The sequence below is a fragment of the Enterococcus gallinarum genome, assembly GCF_021496385.1.
GTDB lineage: Bacteria > Bacillota > Bacilli > Lactobacillales > Enterococcaceae > Enterococcus_D > Enterococcus_D gallinarum.
Genome location: NZ_CP050816.1, coordinates 1,628,587 through 1,649,285, shown reverse-complemented (window position 1 = coordinate 1,649,285; position 20,699 = coordinate 1,628,587). Strand labels below are relative to the sequence as shown.

The window sequence follows — 20,699 nt, the reverse complement described above, 5'->3', positions numbered from 1 at the left end:
TTACTCTTTGTCTGTGTCAAAGGATATTTCTGCGTGTTTTCTCATGAGATAGATCGCTTCATTGACATCACGAGCTAATTCGATCCATTCTTCATAGCGCGCACCCAATTGGGGATCTGCTTTATTTTCGATGACTTCTGCAAAATCTGCAGCTTCTTCGACCATCGGATTTGCCTGCGCAGTCACCGGTAATACCGTTTCATTATTTGTACGGTCATAAAATACCGCTTGTTCAATGGCATTGACTGCATTTAGTTCCAGTGTTCCATTTTCAAAATATATTTCTGATTTCAAGTCAGAGTTGCCGATTTTTCCAGTTTGAATGGTTACGTCAAAAGTTTCATAACGTAAAATGATCGTACCGATCCCATCGACTCCTGTCACGATTTTCCGGGCAAAATAATAAACATTTTGTGGTCTGCCAAACCAAGCTAGTGCTGCATAAACGGGATAAACACCCAGATCTACCAATGCGCCGCCAGAAAAATGGGGAGAAAAAATATTTGGCTCCTCTCCTGCTAACACTGCATCATACCGTGAAGAGTATTTCATATAGGTAAAGTTTGCACCAATGATATTGCCATGTTCAGTTAAGACAGACGCAATGGTGTCAAAACTTTTCTCATGAATGTTGCGCGCTGCTTCAAAAAATAAAACTTGATTTTCATTGGCCAATTCAATGATCTCAGCCATTTCTGATGGTGTCGAAAAGGCAGGTTTTTCGACGATCACATTTTTTCCTGACAAAATCCCTTGTTTTGCTTGTTCAAAATGCAAACTGTTGGGAGATGCAATATATACCGTATCTAATTCTTCTAGTTGAAAGAAAGCCGTTAAATCATCTACACAAGTCACTTCTCCGTATTTCTCTGCAAAAGACTGAGCAGTCGCCAGTTTTCTAGAATAGACAGCCGTTAGATGGTAGCGTCCCGTTTCATGTGCAGCTTGTACAAATTGATCCGTGATCCAATTTGTACCGATTATCCCTAAATGAATCATTCATATTCCCTCTTTTCTTATAAGTTTGGGTCTTCAAAAGCAGCCGTAAGATCAAAAGGTACTGCTTTATTAATGGAAATGCTGGTTTCATCCACAAGACAATTATACGCGAAAACTTGGATTCCGTCTGCAATTGCTTGTCCGATTTTTTTTGCTAGCTCTGGTTGCATGGCACGATGGATCGTCGCGACATCAATGTCTTCAAATTGGACGACAAACAATACCGCGGCATAGTACCCTTCTTTCTTGGCATCTATCAGTTCACTTACATGTTTCAATCCGCGACTGGTGGGCGCATCTGGAAAAGCACCCACTCGTTTGTTTTCCAAAGTCATCCCTTTGATTTCTATAAAGCCCTTTTCTCCGACATCTGTTTCAAAATAAAAATCAAACTTTGAACGGTGATACGTCACTTCTCTCTTTAGTAAAGTTAGATTGCCTGTGATCTGCGGTAAAAGAATCGTTCCGTCCAATAAGGATTCATAGGCCAAACGGTTTGGGACTTGACTGTCGATATTGATCCATTGGTCGCCCTTTTTTACTGCGATCAAATCATAATTAGTTTTTCTCTTTGGACTATTCCAGTATTGCAAAGTGACTAACGCACCAGCAACAAGTACCTCTTTTCCTCGACCAGTATTTTTGACGTGAACGATTACTTCCTCCCCTGACATCAATCGACAGCGGGCAATAAAGCGATTTTCCCGAATAATAAATATCGCTAAGTGACTATTTGGATATTCCATCTTTTTCCCTCTCCATTAATACCTCGGCCTTAAAACAGCCGGACTTCCTTAAATAAACGCTAAATCAGTTGATCTAGTAATTGATGATGTTCTGATTCTCAGTGAAAGACTCTCTTTCAATTAAAGTAGGAGAAAGCAGAAAACTTTCTATCTGATTTTACCATAAGCTATGGAACAATGCTTTGGGTCAGCATCATTGCTGCAGCTATCCGCTGCCGCTGCAATTTTCTGGTATTTTCTGAGGGCTGTAAGATTTTGATAAATGGATTATACGGTCAATTAAAAACTTTTAAAGTTCCGACCAAAGTAGGAGGATTTCTTTGTTCCCCATGGTATACTAGTTCCATCATAGGTAGGAATGGATGTGAAAATGTGAAAAAACGTTCACTGTTGATTGGTCTGTCACTTTTGACCGGTGTTGCCAGTTCGCTCATATTAAGAAAAGAAAAGCAAAAAACTGAGCCCCGCCAACAATTCGTGGGGAAATGGCAGTTCACTTCAAAAATGAAAGACACTGTATCCATTGAGATCACAGAGGAGCATTCACTGACAATTGATGGGAAACATTCGCCTACTGTGATCGTTGAGCTGACCCCATCAAGATTGGTTTTACTAGATTCATTGGGTTACCATTTGATCATTGAACAAAAGGACCAGCGCTTCACCCTTTATGATGAAGCAGAAGATTGGCAATATCCTTTGACAAAGATCGAATGATTTCTTCAAAGTTTCTTCATTATTTATTCTTGATTTCCTCTGAAAATGCTCAGACTTTCTACCAGCATTTTTAGACGGTTCATGCTATGATAGTAATAAGAAGTGGTTGAACAAGGTGTTCCGTTGAGTGATAGATGATCGTTCATAGATTAAGGTGTAGGTTCGATTCCTACCTTCCACATTAATTAAAAACAGAAAGAAGGGATTTCTATGTTAGCGACGTTTGTTTCACTTTTTTCAATCTTTGGTTTAGCCGCATTACTTGGAGGAACGCTGTTTCTTGCCCGCCAATTGATGCAGCAAGAAACAAGAGCAGTGAAAGTACCTGTAAAAGTGCAAAGTGAGGATCCCCGAAATCATATTCGCCGATAGTTTTATTAGATAAAAAAACTGCTTTTCTTTGTTCGTTAAAGAAAAGCTTTTTTTTGTGTCTAAAAATAACTGTTGTTTCAAGACAAAGCGATCACTGGTGTGATTCGGCAAGAAGAAAAAAGCTGGTTCTTACGAATTTTTGAACTTTCTGCTAGAGTATTGCAACTCAAGAAACTCTTTGTTAAACTTTTGATTTAGATACAGAAACGAAGGAGTTTACCTATGCAGAAATTATCCAAAATCTGGTATTCATTGATTGCGGGTCTAGCAACCCTCTTTTTTATTGCCGGAATACCATTGATCTCCCACGCTGAGGAGACTACATTTACCGCTGAAGAAATCAAAAACTTTTCTATCGATGCAAAAGCTGCTTTTTCAGTGGATTTCGATACAGGCAAGATTTTATATGACCAAGAGGGAGAAACCCCGATGGGCATCGCCTCAGTGACAAAAATCATTAGTCTGTATCTAGTAGCAGAACAAGTCAAGGAAGGCAAATTGACTTGGGAAGACCCTGTTGAAATCTCACAATATGCAGCCGACCTCAGTGTCACACCTGACTTGTCCAATGTTCCTTTGCATCGTGATGTTCAATACACCGTTAAAGACCTTTATGAAGCGAGCTACATTCAATCAGCTAATGCTGCGGTCGTTGCCCTAGCAGAGAAAATTGCCGGGTCGGAGCCAGCCTTTGTCGATCAAATGAAAGACAAACTCACTGAATGGGGAATCACAGATGCTAAGATTGTCAATGCTTCCGGACTGAATAACACCTATCTGGGAGAAAACCTTTACCCTGGTTCCACTTCCACTGATGAAAATGAATTATCTGCAAAAGATGTCGCTATCGTAGCGAGACATTTGCTCCAAGACTTCCCAGAAGTATTAGAAGTCACCAGCACGGTTACCAAAACATTTGGTGAAGGTTCCTACTCACCAGTTGAGATGGTCAACTGGAACTGGATGCTACCTGGTTTCATCAACGCCAAAGATGGTGTTGACGGTTTGAAAACCGGAACCACTGATTTAGCAGGTGCTTGCTTTGTTGGAACGGCTGTGCGAGATGGCCAGCGTATTATCACCGTAGTGTTGAACGTCAACGGTCATGCTGAGAATCCTAGTGTACGTTTCACCGAAACAGGCAAACTGATGGATTACTCATTTGATGCGTGGGAGCAAGTTCCTATTCTATCTGCTGGTGATCAGTTAGCAGATACAAAAACGGTCGCTGTTAAAAACGGCAAAGAACTTACTGTTCCCATAGCGGTAAAAAATGATCTTTCTGTTTGGGTACGTAAAGATATGGATCCAAAAGACTTCACCACAACAATCGATTATAACAAAACAATGAACGAAGAAACCGTCTCTGCACCAGTTGCCAAAGCAACGGATTTAGGAAAAGTAACAGCAACGATTCCTGCAGATACATTAGGTTATATGGATGGTAGTAAAGAAGTCCCTACTACTGAGCTGATCACTACTAAAGCCGTTGAAAAAGCAAATATTTTTGTTATCGGCTGGCGATCAGTTGCCAATTTCTTTACAAATCTCTTTTAATCAAAAATAAACTTCCAGTGTTTGGCGTTGCCGGTAAGACCGGTGATCACTAAAACACTGGAAGTTTTTTGTTAAGAGAGTAACTCTTCTTTGGTCACAACAGGCGCAATCGGTTCAATAGGAAAATACAGTTCTACTTCCCCTTCTTGAAAATTAGGCAGGTAGTGTTCCTGAATAGCTGCTGCCAGTTGAACATTATTTTCTGGAAGAACTTCTCTCAACATCTTCTCTGTCATCATGTTTAGATTGGATTCATTTGTTTTTACGACCATGTATTCCATCTCTGGCATTTGCCAACGGACCCAATCTACTGGTGGAAAATTATCCGTAGTGACTTGGACACCCGCAAGGTAACGTCCTGTCTCTTGCCATGGTTCCAGCCAGTTCTCTCCGTCACTCATCAATCCCCAGAACTGCAGATCTTCCGCTTCTTGATCGGCTAGCAAAAACTCGATTTCTTCAAAATCTTTCGTTGCAAGATCCCATAGTGCCGGTACCCATGAAGGGCCTTCTTCAGCAAGACCTTTCCCTTCTTTTCCGACAACATAAAACGCTGGGAGTGTTACTCGGATCACTTCACCTAATTCCATGCTTGTGCCTCCTTCTTTCTTCTCTATCCATTGTAGCGAATTCAAGAAAATTCAGCAACTTTGACCACATCTGCAAGCTTTTTCTTCGAAAATTAGGTATACTGTTCTTAGATTTAAAGGAGTGAAAAGAATGGATTTTACACAAATTGGGCTTTTCAGTATCGCTTATATCTTAGGAGCGATTTTTGTTTTTTGGTACCGCAAGAAAAAAGATGACCCAGATATCTTTTTCTTCGAGTGTTGTTGGACGATTGCCGCTTTATTGGCCTATTTGTCCATTTCGGAATTACGTACTGGCAGTTTTTTTATCTTAGCCCCGCTTAGTTTGGCCGGATTATTTTTATATTCCTATTTTAAAAACAAGCATCGTTTAGTGAATGGTTTGCTTTTTAATGTCTTCATCTTGACCTTTGGGATTTATTTGCTCGTTAATCTTTATCGGACAGAAGATATTTTAGTCGGTGGGATTTTAGCTGTTGCATTAGTTGGCTTTCTATTCGTTTTTCTTTTTGGTTTGTATGGATTGATTATTTTCCTCTATTGGAATTCAATCGTCGTTTTACGCCGAGAATCCCACTCATTGGCCAACCTGTTGACATTGGTTTTAGCTATCGTTTTAACGATCTTGTTGGTATCGGATTCCTTTTTACATGCCTTACCAAGTTGGGTCAGTGTTTTATTTACAATTTTTCCGGCATCGCTGCTTTATTTTTTTGTGGTTTTTCTTAACTTTTTGTCGATCTCGGTTATTTATCAATTCAATCATCCCCGCTATGACCAGGACTTCATTATAGTTTTAGGGGCAGGTCTCCTTAATGGCGAGAAAGTTTCTCCATTATTAGCCCAACGGATCGATAAAGCCATCGCATTTTATCATCTTCAATTTCGTGCGAAGAAAACAGCCCCTCGTCTTTTGATGTCCGGTGGTCAAGGCAGCGACGAAAAAATTCCTGAAGCAGTGGCCATGAAAGAATATGCCGTTTCTCAAGGAATCCCTGAAAGTGAAATCTTAGTGGAAGCCAATTCGACAACGACTTACGAAAATATGAAATTCTCCAAAGAAATCATGGATTCGTTACGTCCAGAAGGATATCACGCAATCTTTGCTTCCAATAACTATCATATTTTCCGGGCAGGGATGTACGCCGACCAAGCGCATGTCAAAGCAGATGGGATTGGCTCACACACAGCCTTCTATTACTTGCCGAATGCTTTTTTACGAGAATATATCGCCATTTTGTTCATGCACAAAAAAAGACATGCGTTAGCTATAGGCGGAATTGCAATCATCATCTTATTGATGACTATTCTCGAATTTTTCTTTGGAAACTAGCGTAAGTATGCCCTTTGAATGGAATCATGAGCACCACGATCCAATTGTTTCACCACCATACAAAAAAAGCGCCTGGAATCTGATAAATCACTACAGATTCTAGGCGCTTGCCTGTTTTATTAGAGATGTGTTGGTCGTTGTTTATGCCAAAACCGTTGTTGCCATTTTGCTTTCATGGCTTGAGTCATTGGTTCTGATGCTTCCTTCACCGCACAATATTTATCCACCATGGTTACGATATAACTTTCTTTATATCGGGGTGGTGCAATGGTTGCTCCCCACATATGTTTCAAAATAATGTCCCGCTCGAGATCACTTAATTCAGTAATTTTCTCTGCGTTTTTAACGGCAATTCGCGGATGCATATAGGCATGTGTTCCTTCATCGAATTTGGTTGTACGCCAATCATAATAGAAAAGGTCATGCAATAATCCAGCCCGAGCTGTTGCACGAGCATTGCCGCCCCATTTTTTTGCCAATTTATAACTGTAATAAGAAACGCTGATCGAATGTTCTAAACGTGTGGAACTCATATGTTGAACATAATTGGCTAATTTTTTTACAGCTTCTGTCTCTAACAAATCTGCTACATAAGACATATACTCGCTATCTTCTTGCCATTTTTCTGTCATAGATTTATGCCTGCCACCTTTTTGATACTGCTTATTTCTTACAAATAGAAGTATAGCATCTGCTCAGACAGAATTCTAGGAGAATCCAAAGAGTTGCTTTGAGTTTAACAGTTCCTTAAAAAAGTCTAACTGACAAAAAAGTACATCAAAATACCGGCAGCAATAGCTACATTCAGTGATTCTGCTTGCCCATAGATAGGAATATAGACATTTTGATCGGTCAACCCTAAAATATCTGGATGGACGCCTTGTCCTTCGTTCCCTAAAATAAACGCAGCTGTTCCTTTCTTAGATAACTCCGTATAAGAAACCGCCTCTTTATTCAATTCAGTCCCGTAAATAGCAGTCCCTTGGGCTTTTAATTTTTGGATGAATGCTGGCACATCCCCTTCAAGGATCGGTAAATGAAAGTTGCTGCCTTGCATACTACGCAAGACTTTTGTGCTGTAACGATCAGCTGTGCCTGTTCCTAAAAAGACCCCAGCAAAACCCGCAGCATCGGCTGTACGAATCATGGTCCCAACATTCCCTGGATCCTGGACATTATCTAAAATCAGCCAATTTCCATGAATCGTTTCTTGAACCGTCTCTTTTTCGATCACTGCAAAGATCCCTTGGGGTGTCGGTAAATCTGATAGAAAAGCAGCTACTTCATCGGAGATACGAAATACTTTGTCTTGATAGTCTTTTAATTGATTGCCGGTTTCTTGGATTCCTTTATCAGTAACAAATAGATAATTGATCGGTGCCGATGCTGCAATGGCTTCTTGTACCAAATGCCAACCGTCGATTATATACTTATTGGTTTGATTGCGGTATTTTTTTTGTGCGAGTTTTTTGACCTCTTTGATCAATGTATTTTTTTTTGAAAGAATTTCCCTCATCCTGTTCACCTCGCCTCATTATAGCATGAGTCAAAGGATGAAACTTGTTCTTTCGTTAGAAAAACGCTATCATATACCATAGAGGTTGACTGAAACGAGGGGTGATTTGATGAAAAAAATACGCATTCAAGTTCAAGGCCGAGTCCAAGGAGTCGGTTTTCGTTACACGACAAAATTGTTAGCGGACCGGATGGGGATCCAAGGATCCGTCAAAAATGAATCTGATGGCTCAGTAACGATCGAAGCTATCGGCGAAGAGAAACAGGTAGACGCTTTTGTTGAAGCAGTCAAAGATTCACCGTCTCCTTCTGGTAAAGTGACAAGTACAAAGATCCAAGAAGATCCTTCTATCAAGGAAAGAACAAGTTTTGATGTTGAATATGGTTACTAAATCTACGACGAAAGATTGATTTTTCAATGAATTTCCTTTTGTACATTGAAATAGTCGGTCTTTTTTAGTATAGTTATTTTTGTCTAAATTTATAGTGAAGAGGAAGAAAAGAATGTCAAAAATGAATAAATGGCTGCTCTCGTCTGGATTGTTAGGACTTTTACTGACTTTATCCGGATGTGTCAGCACAAACTCTGATGGAACACCGAATGAAAACGGCATGATCTATCGTTTCTTAGTGAAACCATTAGGTAATTTGATCACCATGCTGGTAGAAAACTTCGATTGGTCTTATGGTTGGGCAATTATCGCTGTGACAATCGTTGTACGCCTTATTATCTTACCGCTTGGGATCCATCAATCGAAGAAAACGATGATCCAAAGTGAAAAAATGCAGTTCTTGAAACCGCAGGTAGATATCGCACAAGCCAACTTGAAAAAAGCGACCACTCGTGAAGAGCAAATGCAAGCACAAGCAGACATGCAAAAAATTTATTCTGAAAATAATGTCAGCATGTTTGGCGGAATCGGTTGCTTGCCGCTGCTGATTCAGATGCCAATATTTTCAGCTTTATATTTTACTGCTCGTTACACACAAGGGATTCAAAATTCGGAATTCTTTGGGATTTCCTTAGGACAACCAAGTTTCCTATTTGTAGCCATTGCTGGTATTTCGTATCTCATACAAGGATATATTTCAACCATTGGAATCCCAGAAGAACAGAAAAAAACGATGAAAACAATGTTGATCGTTTCGCCATTGATGATTGTCTTCATGTCATTAAGTGCACCTGCTGGTGTAACGTTGTACTGGGTTGTCGGCGGGGTCTTCAGCTGCCTGCAAACCTTTATTACAAATGTCATCATGAAACCTAAGATTCGTGCGCAAGTTGAAGCAGAAATGAAAGCCAATCCGCCTAAAACGGTCGTGACGCCTCGGAAAGATGTCACTCCTACGCAGCAGACGCAGCCTACAACGCCAAAAAACTTGAATCATAAAAATGCAAAAGGCCGTAATGCCGGCAAACAACAACGAAAATAAATTTAGAACTATGACCGACTCTTCTCGGTCATAGTTTTTTTGATTGCTTTTTTAGGGTATTCTTTTCTGATTGAATTGATTATGGAATCAAGATTCGCTATAGTGAAAGAGAGGTGAGTTCATGTTCCAAGCATATAGCAATATTTTTGTGATTTTTAGTTTGATGTTTATTGGCTACTGGTTGTCTTTTAAGCAATGGTTCTCAAATCGTACAGCAGATACCTTTTCAAAACTTGTTTTGAATCTCTCACTGCCGGCAAGTATGTTTTTGAATATCATCAAGAATTTTACCCGCGATGAATTCCTTTCACTGTTTTCTGGAATGATCATTCCATTATTATCCATTGTCATTACTTATGGGATCAGTAAACTTTGGCAGCGTGTCTTTCAAGTAGCTCCCACTCATCATGGATCCTTCTCCACCATGTTTACTTTTTCCAATACAATTTTTATTGGATTACCGATCAACCTGGCTATTTTTGGCGAAAAGGCTGTTCCTTATGTCTTGCTTTATTATATTGTCAACACTAGTTTGTTTTGGACGGTTGGGATCTATGAAATCGCTCGAGACAGCCCTAGTTTCGAAGAAGCAAAAGTCTCCTTTCACCCTTTAGTTGTGTTGAAAAAAATCTTCTCTCCTGCATTGATTGGGTTTATTATTGGATTGATCTGGATGCTCTTCGATTTTCCTTTACCGAAATTTATTGCAGGCCTAGGAGGCTATCTTTCTGAGTTGACCACGCCTCTATCCATGTTCATCATTGGGATCATCGTTTACTATAGTGGTATCAAGAATTTACGTATGACCAAGGATCTTGCCGGTGTCCTCGCAGGTCGTTTTCTCCTCTCTCCATTGATCGTGTGGCTGATTGGTCAATGGATACAGGTTCCTTCATTGATGCTGCAAGTCTTTATCATCCAAGCATCGATGCCTGTTCAAAATTCTGTGCCGATCCTGGTTAGAAATTACCAGGGAGATGAAGAGTTTGCTGCTTCTTCATTAGGCTACTCCGTTTTGATTTATATGATTTACATTCCATTATTGTTGATGGTTTTATTATGACATGCAGCAAAAGTGTCGATGTATAAAAACAAAAAAACGATTCGAGGACCTATCATTTCTGAGAAAGATAGTGCCTGCGAATCGTTTTTATAGTTGATAATAAATTTCTTCTTTATAGCATATCAAACAACGACAATTGATTTTCATCCGGTAAATCTTTCAAGACACCATTGTCTGTCATATATTCGATTAATGTTTTGGAAACTTTTCCTCGATTGGCCAGATCTTCTTTGGACAAGAACGGACCATCTTTCCGGGCCTCACAGATTTGTTTGGCTACGTTTAGACCTAAACTTGGTACAGCTCGAAATGGTGCGATCAGCTTGTTGCCATCGATCACAAAATTCTCAGCATCCGATTTATATAAATCGATCATGCCAAATTCATAGCCTCTTTCCAACATTTCATTGGCCAATTCTAAAACAGTCAGCAAGTTTTTTTCTTTTGTCGATGCATCCATGCCTTTGTCATTGATTTCTTGCATCCGCTCTTTTACCGCTTCTTTGCCTTTTGACATGGCGATCAAATCAAAGTCGTCCGCACGAACAGAGAAATAGGCACAGTAATACAGAATTGGGAAATATACTTTGAAGTAAGCGACCCGCAATGCCATCAATACATAGGCTGCCGCATGGGCTTTGGGGAACATATACTTGATCTTAGAACAAGAATCGATATACCATTCAGGGACATTATTTTCCCGCATCGCTTGCAGATACGTATCTCGCAAATCATCCGGGATCTTGTTCCATTGTCCTTTACGAACCGTCTCCATGATTTTGAAAGCCATACCGTCATCTAATCCTGCATGAATCAGATAGACCATGATGTCATCCCGACAACCAATGACTTCTGCCAAGTTGGCATCACCGCGCCGAATCAGTTCCTCGGCATTTCCCAGCCAAACATCCGTTCCGTGGGAAAGCCCTGAAATCTGCAACAGCTCTGCGAAGGTGGACGGATGGGTCTGTTCCAACATCCCCCGTACGAAACGGGTCCCAAATTCAGGAATCCCTAAAGTACCAGTTTTAGAATAAATTTGCTCTTCTGTTACACCTAAAACATCCGTTCCGCCAAAAATACGCATAACTTCTGGATCATCGGTAGGGATCGTTTTTGGATCAATTCCAGATAAGTCCTGTAACATCCGAATCACTGTCGGATCATCATGTCCTAAAATATCCAGTTTCAAAATATTGTCATGGATCGAGTGGAAATCAAAGTGTGTCGTCTTCCATTCAGAATTCATATCATCGGCTGGGTATTGAATCGGTGTGAAATCATAGACATCCATATAATCGGGGATTACAATGATCCCCCCTGGATGCTGTCCGGTGGTGCGCTTCACTCCGGTAGCCCCTTTGGCCAATCGGTCCACTTCTGCTGCACGATAATGAAGATTGTGATCCCGCTCAAACCCTTTTACAAAACCGAATGCGGTTTTGTCTGCTACCGTACCGATCGTTCCTGCACGGTAAACATAATCTTCTCCGAAAAGAACCTTTGTATAATTGTGCGCTTCGGGCTGGTATTCCCCAGAGAAGTTCAAATCGATATCGGGGACTTTATCTCCATGGAAACCTAAGAAGGTTTCAAACGGAATGTCATGACCGTCCTTGTTTAGTCGGGTGCCGCATTTCGGACATTTTTTTTCTGGCATATCATAGCCAGAACCATAAGACCCGTCCTCATAAAACTCCGAGTACTGACAGTCTGGGCAATAATAATGAGGAGCTAATGGATTCACTTCAGTGATCCCCGTCATCGTTGCGACAAAACTGGAACCGACAGATCCCCGCGAGCCCACCAAGTAGCCATCTTCATTGCTCTTGTGTACCAGTTTTTGGGAGATCAGGTAAATCACGGAGAAGCCATTTCCGATAATGGAATCTAATTCTTTTTTCAATCGCTTTTCAACGATCTCAGGCAAAGGATCCCCATATAATTCTTTGGCACGATTGTAACTTAGATCTGTGATTTCTTGTTCGGAACCTGGGATTTTTGGCGTATACAAATCATCCTTGACTGGAATGACCTTTTCACACATATCCGCAATTTTGTTGGGGTTCGTCACGACGATTTCTTTGGCTGTATCTGGGCCTAAAAATTGAAAAGCGGTCAGCATCTCATCTGTCGTCCGAAAGTGAACAGCTGGGAGACTATGGCGATTCAGAGGATTGGCTCCCCCCATTGAATTGATCAAAATCTTACGATAGATCGCATCTTCTTCATTCAAATAATGTACATTCCCTGTAGCTACCACCACTTTGCCTAATTCGTTGCCAATCTCGATCAAATTGCGAATAATGTCTTCTAGGTCTGATTCATTCTTAACAAGTTCGGTCTCAATCAAATGAGCGTAAACTTCTTTGGGCATGACTTCAATATAATCGTAGAACTCTGCTAATTTACGGGCAGCATCCACCCCTTTTTGCATCATGGCGACAAAGACTTCTCCCTTGTCACAGGCGGTTCCTACAAGTAATCCTTCCCGCAGCTTCACCAATTCCGAGCGAGGAATTCTTGGGACTTTGTCATGGAAATATTTCACGTTCGACATCGAGATCAATTTAAATAAATTTTTTAATCCGGCTTGCGTCTTCGCCAAGATCGTCGCATGGAATGGTCGCGCCGCTTTGAAGGAGTTCTCTCCTCCCACATGGCGGTTCAAGTCTTCATGCAGCAGCATGCCATGCTTTTCCATCGCTTCTTTGACAAAGATCCAAGCTAAATGGCCCGTGGCTTCCGCATCATAGATCGCTCGGTGATGCTGTTCTAAGCTGACGCCGAATTTTTTAGATAAGACGCCTAGACCAAAACGTTTGAACTCAGGATATAAGTAACGTGCCAGTTCTAATGTATCAATAACCGGATTTTCGGCTTCTGGAATCCCATATTTTCGATAACTCGTATTTAAAAAGCCCATATCGAAAGAAGCATTGTGGGCAACCAAGATTGCTCCTTCAGAAAACTCTCTAAAGAGTCGCAATACTTCTTCTTCTGATTTAGAACCGCGAACCATTTCATCGGTGATCCCTGTAAGCTCTACGGTGGTGCGAGACAATGGGTGTCCTGGATCAATGAATTCATCAAATGAGCCTTCCACATTGCCTTTATGCATGCGGACAGCCGCTAATTCGATAATTGTATCATAAACGGCAGATAGCCCCGTCGTTTCCACGTCAAACACAATATACGTGGCATCCGTCAAAGGAACTGGTTTAGGATTATAAGCTACTGCAACGCCATCATCAACGATATTGGCTTCAACCCCATATAAAATCTTAACACCAGCTTTTTCACCCGCATGATGGGCATCTGGGAAAGCTTGCGCGCCACCATGGTCCGTAATAGCGATCGCCTTATGTCCCCATTTTCCAGCTTGTGCAACTAAATCACTGATATTATTCGTGGCATCCATCGTACTCATATTTGAATGAAGATGGAGTTCCACCCGTTTTTCTCCTTCAGGTGCATAGTCTTTCCGAATCTCGTGTTTTACCTCAATCAAGTCTTGAGCATTCATAACAAGATCTCGCATAAAGGTATCTTCCTGCACGCTTCCGCGAACTTTTACCCAGCTGCCTTTGGCGATTGCCTCAAAGATTTGTTCATCTTTTTCATTATTGGAGAACTTTTTGACACTGAAAGATGACGTATAATCCGTGATTTTCAGAATCAAGATCTTCCGCTTTGAACGTAATTCCCGAACTTCTTTATCAAAGACATATCCTTGGATCGTCACACGGCGTTCTTCCTCAATGATATTAATCATTGGGGTAACGGGTTCATCGGCTGGAATATTCCTTCCCAATGCAATCGGACCGTCAAATTCAACAGCTTTCACTTCTTTTTTCCGCTGTTCATGGGCGATCAAGTTCTCAGCAGCCTGTAATTGGAAAGCAGCAGTCTGTTCTTCTTTACGAGCTTCCAATTCTTTTAAAGCTTCTTCTGCTTGTTCGGCATCCATTTCAGGAATGATACGAAATTTTTGAAAACCAAATGTTTGATAGTTTTCTTCAATGATTGGTAAATATTGTTGCTGCAAAATCGCGATTACCGCTTCATTGGTAACAGGCAGGATCACTTTTTTCTCATTCACTACCGGTAGCTGATTCTTAATGACTTGCTGTACTAGTGGACGATCACAGTTTTGATTTGCGAGTGCTAATGGCCAGTACTCTTGGATCAGTTGTTGATCGAAGGCATTATCCTTGGCTTCAATGATCATTCGCACCGCAGCGATTTCCTTAAAGGCCAGTTCCAAATGTTGTTTGAACGATTGATACACCATAACGGGTAGCAATGTATCAAACTGCAAGTAAAATGTCCAAGCTTTTGACTGGCGATGGACCACGACTTGTTTGATTTGAGCGGTCTGTATCAAAGGATGTTGGCGTAAATTAGGACCAGCATTGATTTGCTCTAATAAAATCTCAAAGGTCTCTCTTTCTTTTGACAATTGACCATCCTCCTTTTTCTCAGTATTAATTAGTATACCTCTTTTTCTTTTGTCTTTCATTAAAAAATCGAGAAAGGGCTCCCCCTTCCTCGATTTTTGTCACGGATCATTCAGATGCAGTCAACAAGATCGTTAATGTCGTAGCCACTTCCTCTTTACGAACTTCAACGGTTGCATTTGTGTGTTTGATTTTTATTTCGACAATCCCTTCTGTCGCTTTGTTGCCAATGGTCAATCGAATCGGACAGCCTATCAAATCCGCATCCGCAAATTTGACACCAGCACGTTCGTTGCGATCATCTACTAAAACTTCATAACCGACAGCAAGCATCGCTTGCTCTACTTCCTCGCACAAAGCAGTTTGATACGAGTCTTCCATTGTGGTTTGAATAATATGGATATCATAGGGTGCAATCTCTTTCGGCCAATCGATTCCCTCTTCATTGCCGTGCTGTTCAACGATTGTTGATAGAAGACGAGATACACCGATGCCATAACACCCCATCATGACTGGCGTCTCCTGACCGTTCTCATCGACAACTGTCGCACCAAGTCTTTCACTGTATTTGGTTCCTAGCTTGAAAATGTGGCCAACTTCGATTCCTCGTGTGAAAGTTAGGACCCCTTTGCCATCTGGAGAAGGATCACCTTCTTGCACCAATCGAAAATCAGCAAATGCCAATGGGGAAAAATCTCGTCCTACATTTGCGTTTTGATAGTAATGGCCCGGTTGATTTCCAAAGACGATCACATTTGCTAAATCTTGTACATGCTGATCAGCATATAAGCGGACATTTTCCGGCAGCGCAATGGGACTGATTGCTTCAGTTTGCAGATGACAACGTAATTCTTCTGGTGTAGCTATTTTCAATTGATCGGCTTCTAGAAAATTTTTGACTTTTGCTTCGTTCAATTGATGATCGCCACGTAGAAGAATCATGACCGGTTCTCCATCAGCAAACAAAAGAAAGGACTGAACGATCTTAGTCAAGTCACTCTCACAAGCTGCAGCTACTTCTTCCAGAGAATAAGATGGATCAACCTGCAACTCTGCGCGCTCAAGAAAGGTTTCGTGAGATTTCTTTGATACATACAAACTTGTGGCCATTTTCCAATTCGCCACGTAGTCGCTTTCCGTTGAGTAGCAAATTAGTTCTTCACCAATCTGCGACAGTGCCATGAATTCTTTGGAATCATGCCCTCCCATCAGACCGTTATCACCAATCACTGCGCGATACTCCAGACCACAACGCTGCAAAATCGCGTGATAGGCTGCTTCATACCGACGATAAGTCGTATCTAAACTTGACTCATCGACATGAAATGAGTAGCCGTCTTGCATGATGAATTCGCGACTGCGAATCAAACCGAAGCGCGGACGTTGTTCGTCTCGGTATTTTGACTGAATCTGATACAAACTGATCGGCAGACGTTTGTAGGAAGAGATCTCACTTTTGATCAATTCCGTAAAAGGCTCTTCATGGGTTGGCCCCAAGACATACTCCCGCTCGTTTCGATCTGTTAACTGATACAGTGAGCGCCCATAAAGCCCATCTCGCCCAGTACTTTGCCATAGTTCCAAGGGCAATAAAACTGGCATCGTCATTTCTACTGCATCAATTTTGGCTAATTCTTCCCGCATCAATTTTTTGATTTTCTCCAACACCCGCTGGGCTAAAGGCAAATACATGTAGATGCCTGCTGCCACTTGCCGAATATAACCGGCTCTAACTAAAAGTTGATGACTCAATGTTTCCGCATCACTTGGTATTTCCCGCAATGTCGGAATAAACAGTTTCGACTGCTTCATTTTTTTCTCCTTTGCTGCAAACACTTTGCTATACCATACACCCTGCTTGGCCCATATCAGCTGCTTCCTCTAATCAAAAGAAAAAGCGCTGAATATCATTCCAAGTCACTAACACCATCAGCAACATCAAAAAACCAAACCCAATTAACGTGATGATTCCTTCTTTTTCTTGACTGATCGGTTTACCTCGGACACCTTCAAGAATGTTCAAAACGAGTTTGCCGCCATCCAACCCTGGAATAGGCAACAAATTAAAGATTCCTAAGTTGATGGAGATCGCCGCCATCATCATGACGACAGAGGCTACCCCTTGTGAGGCTGCTTGTGAGGACAATTGGAAAATGGCCACCGGACCGCCTAATTTGTCCAGATCTGGTTGTACGATCAAATTACCGACAGCTCGGAAAATCAGTAAAGCATTGTTGAAGGTCAATTTCAAGCCACCTAATAGCTTGTCACCAAGACTTGTTTTCAAGCCAGGACTGATTCCCATAAATCCTACTTTTTCTCCTTCAGCAGATTTCCCTTCTGGCGTTGCTTCAATCGTTAATGTATCACTTCCCCGCTTCACTTCAAGGGGGATCTTCGTGTCAGGATAATTTTGGATCTCACTGCTCAATTCCTGCCAGTTGGATACTGTCTTGCCATTGACTGCTAAGATCTCATCGCCATCTTTCAAGCCTGCCTCAGCGGCTGGCGAACCATTTTGGATACCAGAGATGCTGGTCGTATTCACATCTTGTACACCACCCTGTGCAAACACTAACCCTGTGAATAAAACAAAAGCTAAGATGAAGTTATTCATCGGTCCAGCAAAATTGGTCAACATTCGCTGCCAAAGTTTCGCTGACTGAAATTGAACATCTTTCGGTGCAATCCTTACTTCAACACCGTCTTCATGAATAATGGTTGCATCATGATCGACCGCATAAGCGACTTTTTCTTGTTCATTTCCATTGATGTACCCTGCAATCGTCAACTTTTCTTCGAGATCAAAGTCTACCACTTCCATCGGAATCGCATGAGGCAACTGCACCTTTTTGCTAGTATTGATCTTGATGACTTTTCCATCCTTGTCTTGCACAAGTGAGATCGGCATACCTGGTGTCAGCTCTGTCTCATCTTCGCCCCAGCCTGCCATTTGAACATAGCCACCTAATGGTAACATTCGAATCGTGTAAGTCGTTCCATCTTTTCCTTGATGGGCAAAAAGCTTTGGACCCATTCCAATGGCAAATTCCCGAACTAAAATCCCTGCACGTTTGGCAAAGAAGTAGTGTCCAAATTCGTGGATTACGACCACAACAGAAAATATGATAATAAACACAAGAATCGTTTTCATTCTGTTTCCTCGCTTTCACTGTTCCCTCTTGCTAAAGGGGAAACCTTTCTTTATTTTATCACACCCACACCTAATGAGGAACTTCCGGCGTTATTGTAACAAGAATTTAAAGAACCAAGCTCTAACACGCATAAAAAGACTGTGGCTCTTTCTCACAACACATTCCTTAACAGGAAGAGTGTTCTTTTTTCCTTACCCTCGCATTCTTCACAGGGGTCCGTCAAAAAAGCTTCGACCGCCAAGTAGTCGAGAACTAAAAAACCTCTAAATGTCTGGTCCCGTGAAAACAGGCTTCATTTAGAGGTTGAAATAAGGTTAAAATGAGGTTAAAAAGTGTCTTCTTTCTGCGGAGCTGATCAAACAAATTAATGACCTAGCACTTATCTAGTCAAGCAAGTGATTATTGCTCGTTTATCTAGACTAACTAAATGATTGCTTTAGAAAACACCTAATAAGTACATGATTGGAAAAACAAACAGCATACTATCAAAACGATCAAGAATCCCGCCGTGGCCAGGCAAAATATTGCCTGAATCTTTTACTCCGTAGTGTCGCTTGATAGCTGATTCGACAAGGTCACCAAACTGACCAGCAATCGAAAAAATAATCGTCAATACGATCATGATCAGACTTCCATGGCCAAAGTAATCGTTGCCTGGGAATGCCAACAAATAAAGAGCTGCCACAACGACTGCCGAAACAATTCCGCCCAATGCCCCTTCAACGGTCTTGTTCGGTGAGATCTCCGGCCATAGCTTATGTGCGCCGAATCGGCGGCCAACCATATAAGCACCAATATCTGTCGCCCAAACAATAAACAAGCCAAAAATCAGCACAACTAATCCGTTTGGTACTAATCTAGCCGTCAAGAAACGTTCAAAGCCGACACCCACATACAGACTGACTAAAACGGGGAAACCTGCTTCATCAATGGTGTACATATTTTTGGAAACGACAGCGATCCCTAGCAACAACAAGACAATCAGATAAAACAAAGCACTTTTATCTGTATTTGCTGGTAAGAAAGCAAACCAAGGATCTTTAGGTAAGACTAAGATCACAGCCCCAAGAATCGATAACACCCCTTCAAAACTGAGAACCGCTAATCCTTTCATCCGAAATAATTCAAACACACCAATTCCGGCAAGTAAAGCTGCCGTCAACTCGATGGCTATTCCACCGACATAAATAACTGGTAAAAAAAATGCTAATGCCACCACTGCGGTGATCACACGTTGTTTCACTTTTTGTCCTCCTTCTTGTTCAACCCGCCAAAACGCCGATTTCGCTGTTGAAAACTGCCGATGGCAGCTTCTAACAATTGGGCATCAAAGTCAGGCCATAATGCTTTAGTGAAAAAGAGCTCGCTATAAGCAATTTGCCAAAGAAGAAAATTACTGATCCGTTCTTCACCACTCGTTCGAATCACCAATTCAGGATCGCGAAGTGCAGCAGGCAAGAAGCCAGTCATGAGATGCTGGTCCATCATTTCTTCGGTGATTTCTACCGTCTCCTGTGTGTGGTCTAGTTCTTCATACAGCTTTTGGATCGCCTGCAGCATTTCAGCACGACTGCCATAGTTCAAAGCGAAATTCAGGACCATTCCTGTATTCTCCTTGGTCTGTTCGATGGCACGATTGACAGCATCTTGAGTGTGAGCAGGCAAATATTCAGTAAAGCCCATCACATGGACCTTCACATTTTCTTTGATCAGCTCTGGTACAAACGTGTCAAAAAAATCAACTGGCAATTGCATCAAGTAATCGACTTCTTCATTTGGTCGTTTCCAATTTTCCGTTGAGAATGCGTACAATGTCAAGACTTTGACTCCAAGCCGCGAGGCATGGGTCGTGATCGTCTTCACTGTCTCCATCCCTTCTTTGTGCCCTGCCACCCGCGGTAAACGCCGATTCTGAGCCCAGCGGCCATTTCCGTCCATAATGATCGCGATATGCTGAGGCACAGGTAATGCCGGATCAAGTTCGTATTCAGTTTCTTCCTTAACATATTTGTCTTTTTGTGGAAAAAAACGCAACATATGATTCGCTCCTCTTCCATTTCGTAAAATTCATCTTTTTCATTATAACAATAATCATATTTCTTGCCTATGAAAAGTAAAAAAAGAAATCTATATTAAAGAAAAACAAAAACATTTTCTCTTTGTTAGGAATAAAAAAAGGGCGCTTGTGCGCCCCTGCTTCTTATACTTCTAATAATTCTTGTTCTTTTTCAGCTGCGATCTGATCGATTTCTTTAATACTGTTGTCTGTCAATGTTTGAACTTCTTTTTCTGATTCTCTTAAATCATCGACCGTGATATCGCCAGATTTTTCTTGCTTCTTGTAAGCATCCATCGCATCACGACGGATATTACGGACAGCAATTTTCGCATTCTCCGCTTCTTTTTTCACATCTTTTGCCAATTCTTTCCGGCGCTCTTCCGTCAATTGCGGAATGACTAAACGGATTACTGTACCATCGTTAGCAGGTGTGATACCGATGTCGCTTTGCATGATCGCTTTTTCGACTTCTTGGATCATTGTTTTGTCGAAAGGCGTAATCATCAAAATACGCGCTTCAGGAATCGTGATTGATGCCATTTGATTTAGTGGTGTTGGAACACCATAGTAGGTTACCATCACACGGTCTAAAATACTTGCGTTCGCACGGCCAGCACGAATTTGTCCTAACTCGCGCTGCAAGTTTTCTGCTGCTTTTTTCATTTTATCTTTTGCTTCTGTTAAAATTTTGTCAGCCAT

At 41.5% G+C, this 20,699-nt stretch carries 18 protein-coding genes; 7 read left to right on the top strand and 11 right to left on the bottom strand.

The features are described 5' to 3' along the window. Positions 1–999 (bottom strand): Gfo/Idh/MocA family protein, encoded by a 999-nt coding sequence (locus HED61_RS08170; RefSeq protein ID WP_195957787.1) that lies wholly within the window; start codon positions 997–999, stop codon positions 1–3. Between the two features lie 17 nt (positions 1,000–1,016). Beyond that, positions 1,017–1,745 (bottom strand): DNA/RNA nuclease SfsA, encoded by a 729-nt coding sequence (gene sfsA, locus HED61_RS08165; protein WP_005472220.1) that lies wholly within the window; start codon positions 1,743–1,745, stop codon positions 1,017–1,019. A gap of 372 nt (positions 1,746–2,117) precedes the next feature. On the opposite strand from sfsA, the gene HED61_RS08160 reads away from it, so the two are divergent. From HED61_RS08160 to HED61_RS08150, 3 genes are all read left to right on the top strand, one after another. Continuing rightward, the gene (locus HED61_RS08160; protein WP_003126895.1) at positions 2,118–2,462 is read left to right on the top strand and encodes a DUF4828 domain-containing protein; all 345 of its coding nucleotides are present in this window, start codon (positions 2,118–2,120) and stop codon (positions 2,460–2,462) included. A gap of 210 nt (positions 2,463–2,672) precedes the next feature. After that, positions 2,673–2,834: a hypothetical protein gene (locus tag HED61_RS08155; RefSeq protein WP_003126893.1), complete on the top strand. Its 162-nt coding sequence runs from the start codon at positions 2,673–2,675 to the stop codon at positions 2,832–2,834. A 222-nt stretch (positions 2,835–3,056) separates the two neighbouring features. Continuing rightward, entirely contained in the window at positions 3,057–4,391 is a 1,335-nt protein-coding gene (locus tag HED61_RS08150; RefSeq protein WP_219645287.1) for a serine hydrolase, read from the top strand. Between the two features lie 71 nt (positions 4,392–4,462). Here HED61_RS08150 and HED61_RS08145 read toward each other — a convergent pair whose 3' ends face one another. Further along, on the bottom strand, positions 4,463–4,981 hold the full coding sequence (locus HED61_RS08145; RefSeq protein ID WP_103299887.1) for a GyrI-like domain-containing protein: 519 nt from the start codon (positions 4,979–4,981) through the stop codon (positions 4,463–4,465). Positions 4,982–5,111: 130 nt separating this feature from the next. On the opposite strand from HED61_RS08145, the gene HED61_RS08140 reads away from it, so the two are divergent. Further along, positions 5,112–6,314 carry a YdcF family protein gene (locus tag HED61_RS08140; protein ID WP_219645288.1) on the top strand — a complete coding sequence of 401 codons (1,203 nt, stop codon included), beginning with the start codon at positions 5,112–5,114 and terminating at the stop codon, positions 6,312–6,314. A 119-nt stretch (positions 6,315–6,433) separates the two neighbouring features. Here HED61_RS08140 and HED61_RS08135 read toward each other — a convergent pair whose 3' ends face one another. Beyond that, on the bottom strand, positions 6,434–6,946 hold the full coding sequence (locus HED61_RS08135; RefSeq protein ID WP_003126881.1) for an HD domain-containing protein: 513 nt from the start codon (positions 6,944–6,946) through the stop codon (positions 6,434–6,436). Between the two features lie 125 nt (positions 6,947–7,071). Then, positions 7,072–7,830 carry a TrmH family RNA methyltransferase gene (locus HED61_RS08130; RefSeq protein WP_081131697.1) on the bottom strand — a complete coding sequence of 253 codons (759 nt, stop codon included), beginning with the start codon at positions 7,828–7,830 and terminating at the stop codon, positions 7,072–7,074. Positions 7,831–7,939: 109 nt separating this feature from the next. Between HED61_RS08130 and HED61_RS08125 the strand changes: the two genes are divergently transcribed. From HED61_RS08125 to HED61_RS08115, 3 genes are all read left to right on the top strand, one after another. Then, on the top strand, positions 7,940–8,221 hold the full coding sequence (locus HED61_RS08125) for an acylphosphatase (RefSeq protein WP_005472207.1): 282 nt from the start codon (positions 7,940–7,942) through the stop codon (positions 8,219–8,221). A gap of 112 nt (positions 8,222–8,333) precedes the next feature. Further along, entirely contained in the window at positions 8,334–9,263 is a 930-nt protein-coding gene (yidC, locus tag HED61_RS08120; protein WP_005472205.1) for a membrane protein insertase YidC, read from the top strand. Positions 9,264–9,384: 121 nt separating this feature from the next. Beyond that, the gene (locus HED61_RS08115) at positions 9,385–10,326 is read left to right on the top strand and encodes an AEC family transporter (RefSeq protein WP_195957789.1); all 942 of its coding nucleotides are present in this window, start codon (positions 9,385–9,387) and stop codon (positions 10,324–10,326) included. 112 nt (positions 10,327–10,438) lie between these two features. On the opposite strand, the gene HED61_RS08110 is transcribed toward HED61_RS08115, so the two are convergent. The 6 genes from HED61_RS08110 to frr form a co-directional block, all read right to left on the bottom strand. Further along, positions 10,439–14,788 carry a PolC-type DNA polymerase III gene (locus tag HED61_RS08110; RefSeq protein WP_005472203.1) on the bottom strand — a complete coding sequence of 1,450 codons (4,350 nt, stop codon included), beginning with the start codon at positions 14,786–14,788 and terminating at the stop codon, positions 10,439–10,441. Between the two features lie 106 nt (positions 14,789–14,894). Then, positions 14,895–16,598, bottom strand: coding sequence for a proline--tRNA ligase (locus HED61_RS08105; RefSeq protein WP_219645289.1), 1,704 nt, complete (start codon positions 16,596–16,598; stop codon positions 14,895–14,897). Positions 16,599–16,671: 73 nt separating this feature from the next. Continuing rightward, complete coding sequence (gene rseP, locus HED61_RS08100) at positions 16,672–17,940, bottom strand: RIP metalloprotease RseP (RefSeq protein ID WP_081131699.1); 1,269 nt, start codon at positions 17,938–17,940, stop codon at positions 16,672–16,674. Between the two features lie 437 nt (positions 17,941–18,377). Beyond that, on the bottom strand, positions 18,378–19,184 hold the full coding sequence (locus HED61_RS08095) for a phosphatidate cytidylyltransferase (protein WP_003126872.1): 807 nt from the start codon (positions 19,182–19,184) through the stop codon (positions 18,378–18,380). After that, positions 19,181–19,978 carry an isoprenyl transferase gene (locus HED61_RS08090; protein ID WP_003126871.1) on the bottom strand — a complete coding sequence of 266 codons (798 nt, stop codon included), beginning with the start codon at positions 19,976–19,978 and terminating at the stop codon, positions 19,181–19,183. The genes HED61_RS08095 and HED61_RS08090 overlap by 4 nt, the downstream gene beginning before the upstream one ends. A 163-nt stretch (positions 19,979–20,141) precedes the next feature. Next, entirely contained in the window at positions 20,142–20,699 is a 558-nt protein-coding gene (gene frr, locus HED61_RS08085; protein ID WP_003126870.1) for a ribosome recycling factor, read from the bottom strand.

What these genes read in the sequence shown, in the direction of transcription:
- sfsA (WP_005472220.1), bottom strand. Translation starts at nt 1,745, where the DNA reads ATGGAATATCCAAATAGTCACTTAGCGATATTTATTATTCGGGAAAAT.
- HED61_RS08150 (WP_219645287.1), top strand. Translation starts at nt 3,057, where the DNA reads ATGCAGAAATTATCCAAAATCTGGTATTCATTGATTGCGGGTCTAGCA.
- frr (WP_003126870.1), bottom strand. Translation starts at nt 20,699, where the DNA reads ATGGCTGACAAAATTTTAACAGAAGCAAAAGATAAAATGAAAAAAGCA.
- HED61_RS08090 (WP_003126871.1), bottom strand. Translation starts at nt 19,978, where the DNA reads ATGTTGCGTTTTTTTCCACAAAAAGACAAATATGTTAAGGAAGAAACT.
- rseP (WP_081131699.1), bottom strand. Translation starts at nt 17,940, where the DNA reads ATGAAAACGATTCTTGTGTTTATTATCATATTTTCTGTTGTGGTCGTA.
- HED61_RS08170 (WP_195957787.1), bottom strand. Translation starts at nt 999, where the DNA reads ATGATTCATTTAGGGATAATCGGTACAAATTGGATCACGGATCAATTT.
- HED61_RS08140 (WP_219645288.1), top strand. Translation starts at nt 5,112, where the DNA reads ATGGATTTTACACAAATTGGGCTTTTCAGTATCGCTTATATCTTAGGA.
- HED61_RS08125 (WP_005472207.1), top strand. Translation starts at nt 7,940, where the DNA reads ATGAAAAAAATACGCATTCAAGTTCAAGGCCGAGTCCAAGGAGTCGGT.
- HED61_RS08145 (WP_103299887.1), bottom strand. Translation starts at nt 4,981, where the DNA reads ATGGAATTAGGTGAAGTGATCCGAGTAACACTCCCAGCGTTTTATGTT.
- HED61_RS08135 (WP_003126881.1), bottom strand. Translation starts at nt 6,946, where the DNA reads ATGACAGAAAAATGGCAAGAAGATAGCGAGTATATGTCTTATGTAGCA.
- HED61_RS08105 (WP_219645289.1), bottom strand. Translation starts at nt 16,598, where the DNA reads ATGAAGCAGTCGAAACTGTTTATTCCGACATTGCGGGAAATACCAAGT.
- yidC (WP_005472205.1), top strand. Translation starts at nt 8,334, where the DNA reads ATGTCAAAAATGAATAAATGGCTGCTCTCGTCTGGATTGTTAGGACTT.
- HED61_RS08155 (WP_003126893.1), top strand. Translation starts at nt 2,673, where the DNA reads ATGTTAGCGACGTTTGTTTCACTTTTTTCAATCTTTGGTTTAGCCGCA.
- HED61_RS08115 (WP_195957789.1), top strand. Translation starts at nt 9,385, where the DNA reads ATGTTCCAAGCATATAGCAATATTTTTGTGATTTTTAGTTTGATGTTT.
- HED61_RS08130 (WP_081131697.1), bottom strand. Translation starts at nt 7,830, where the DNA reads ATGAGGGAAATTCTTTCAAAAAAAAATACATTGATCAAAGAGGTCAAA.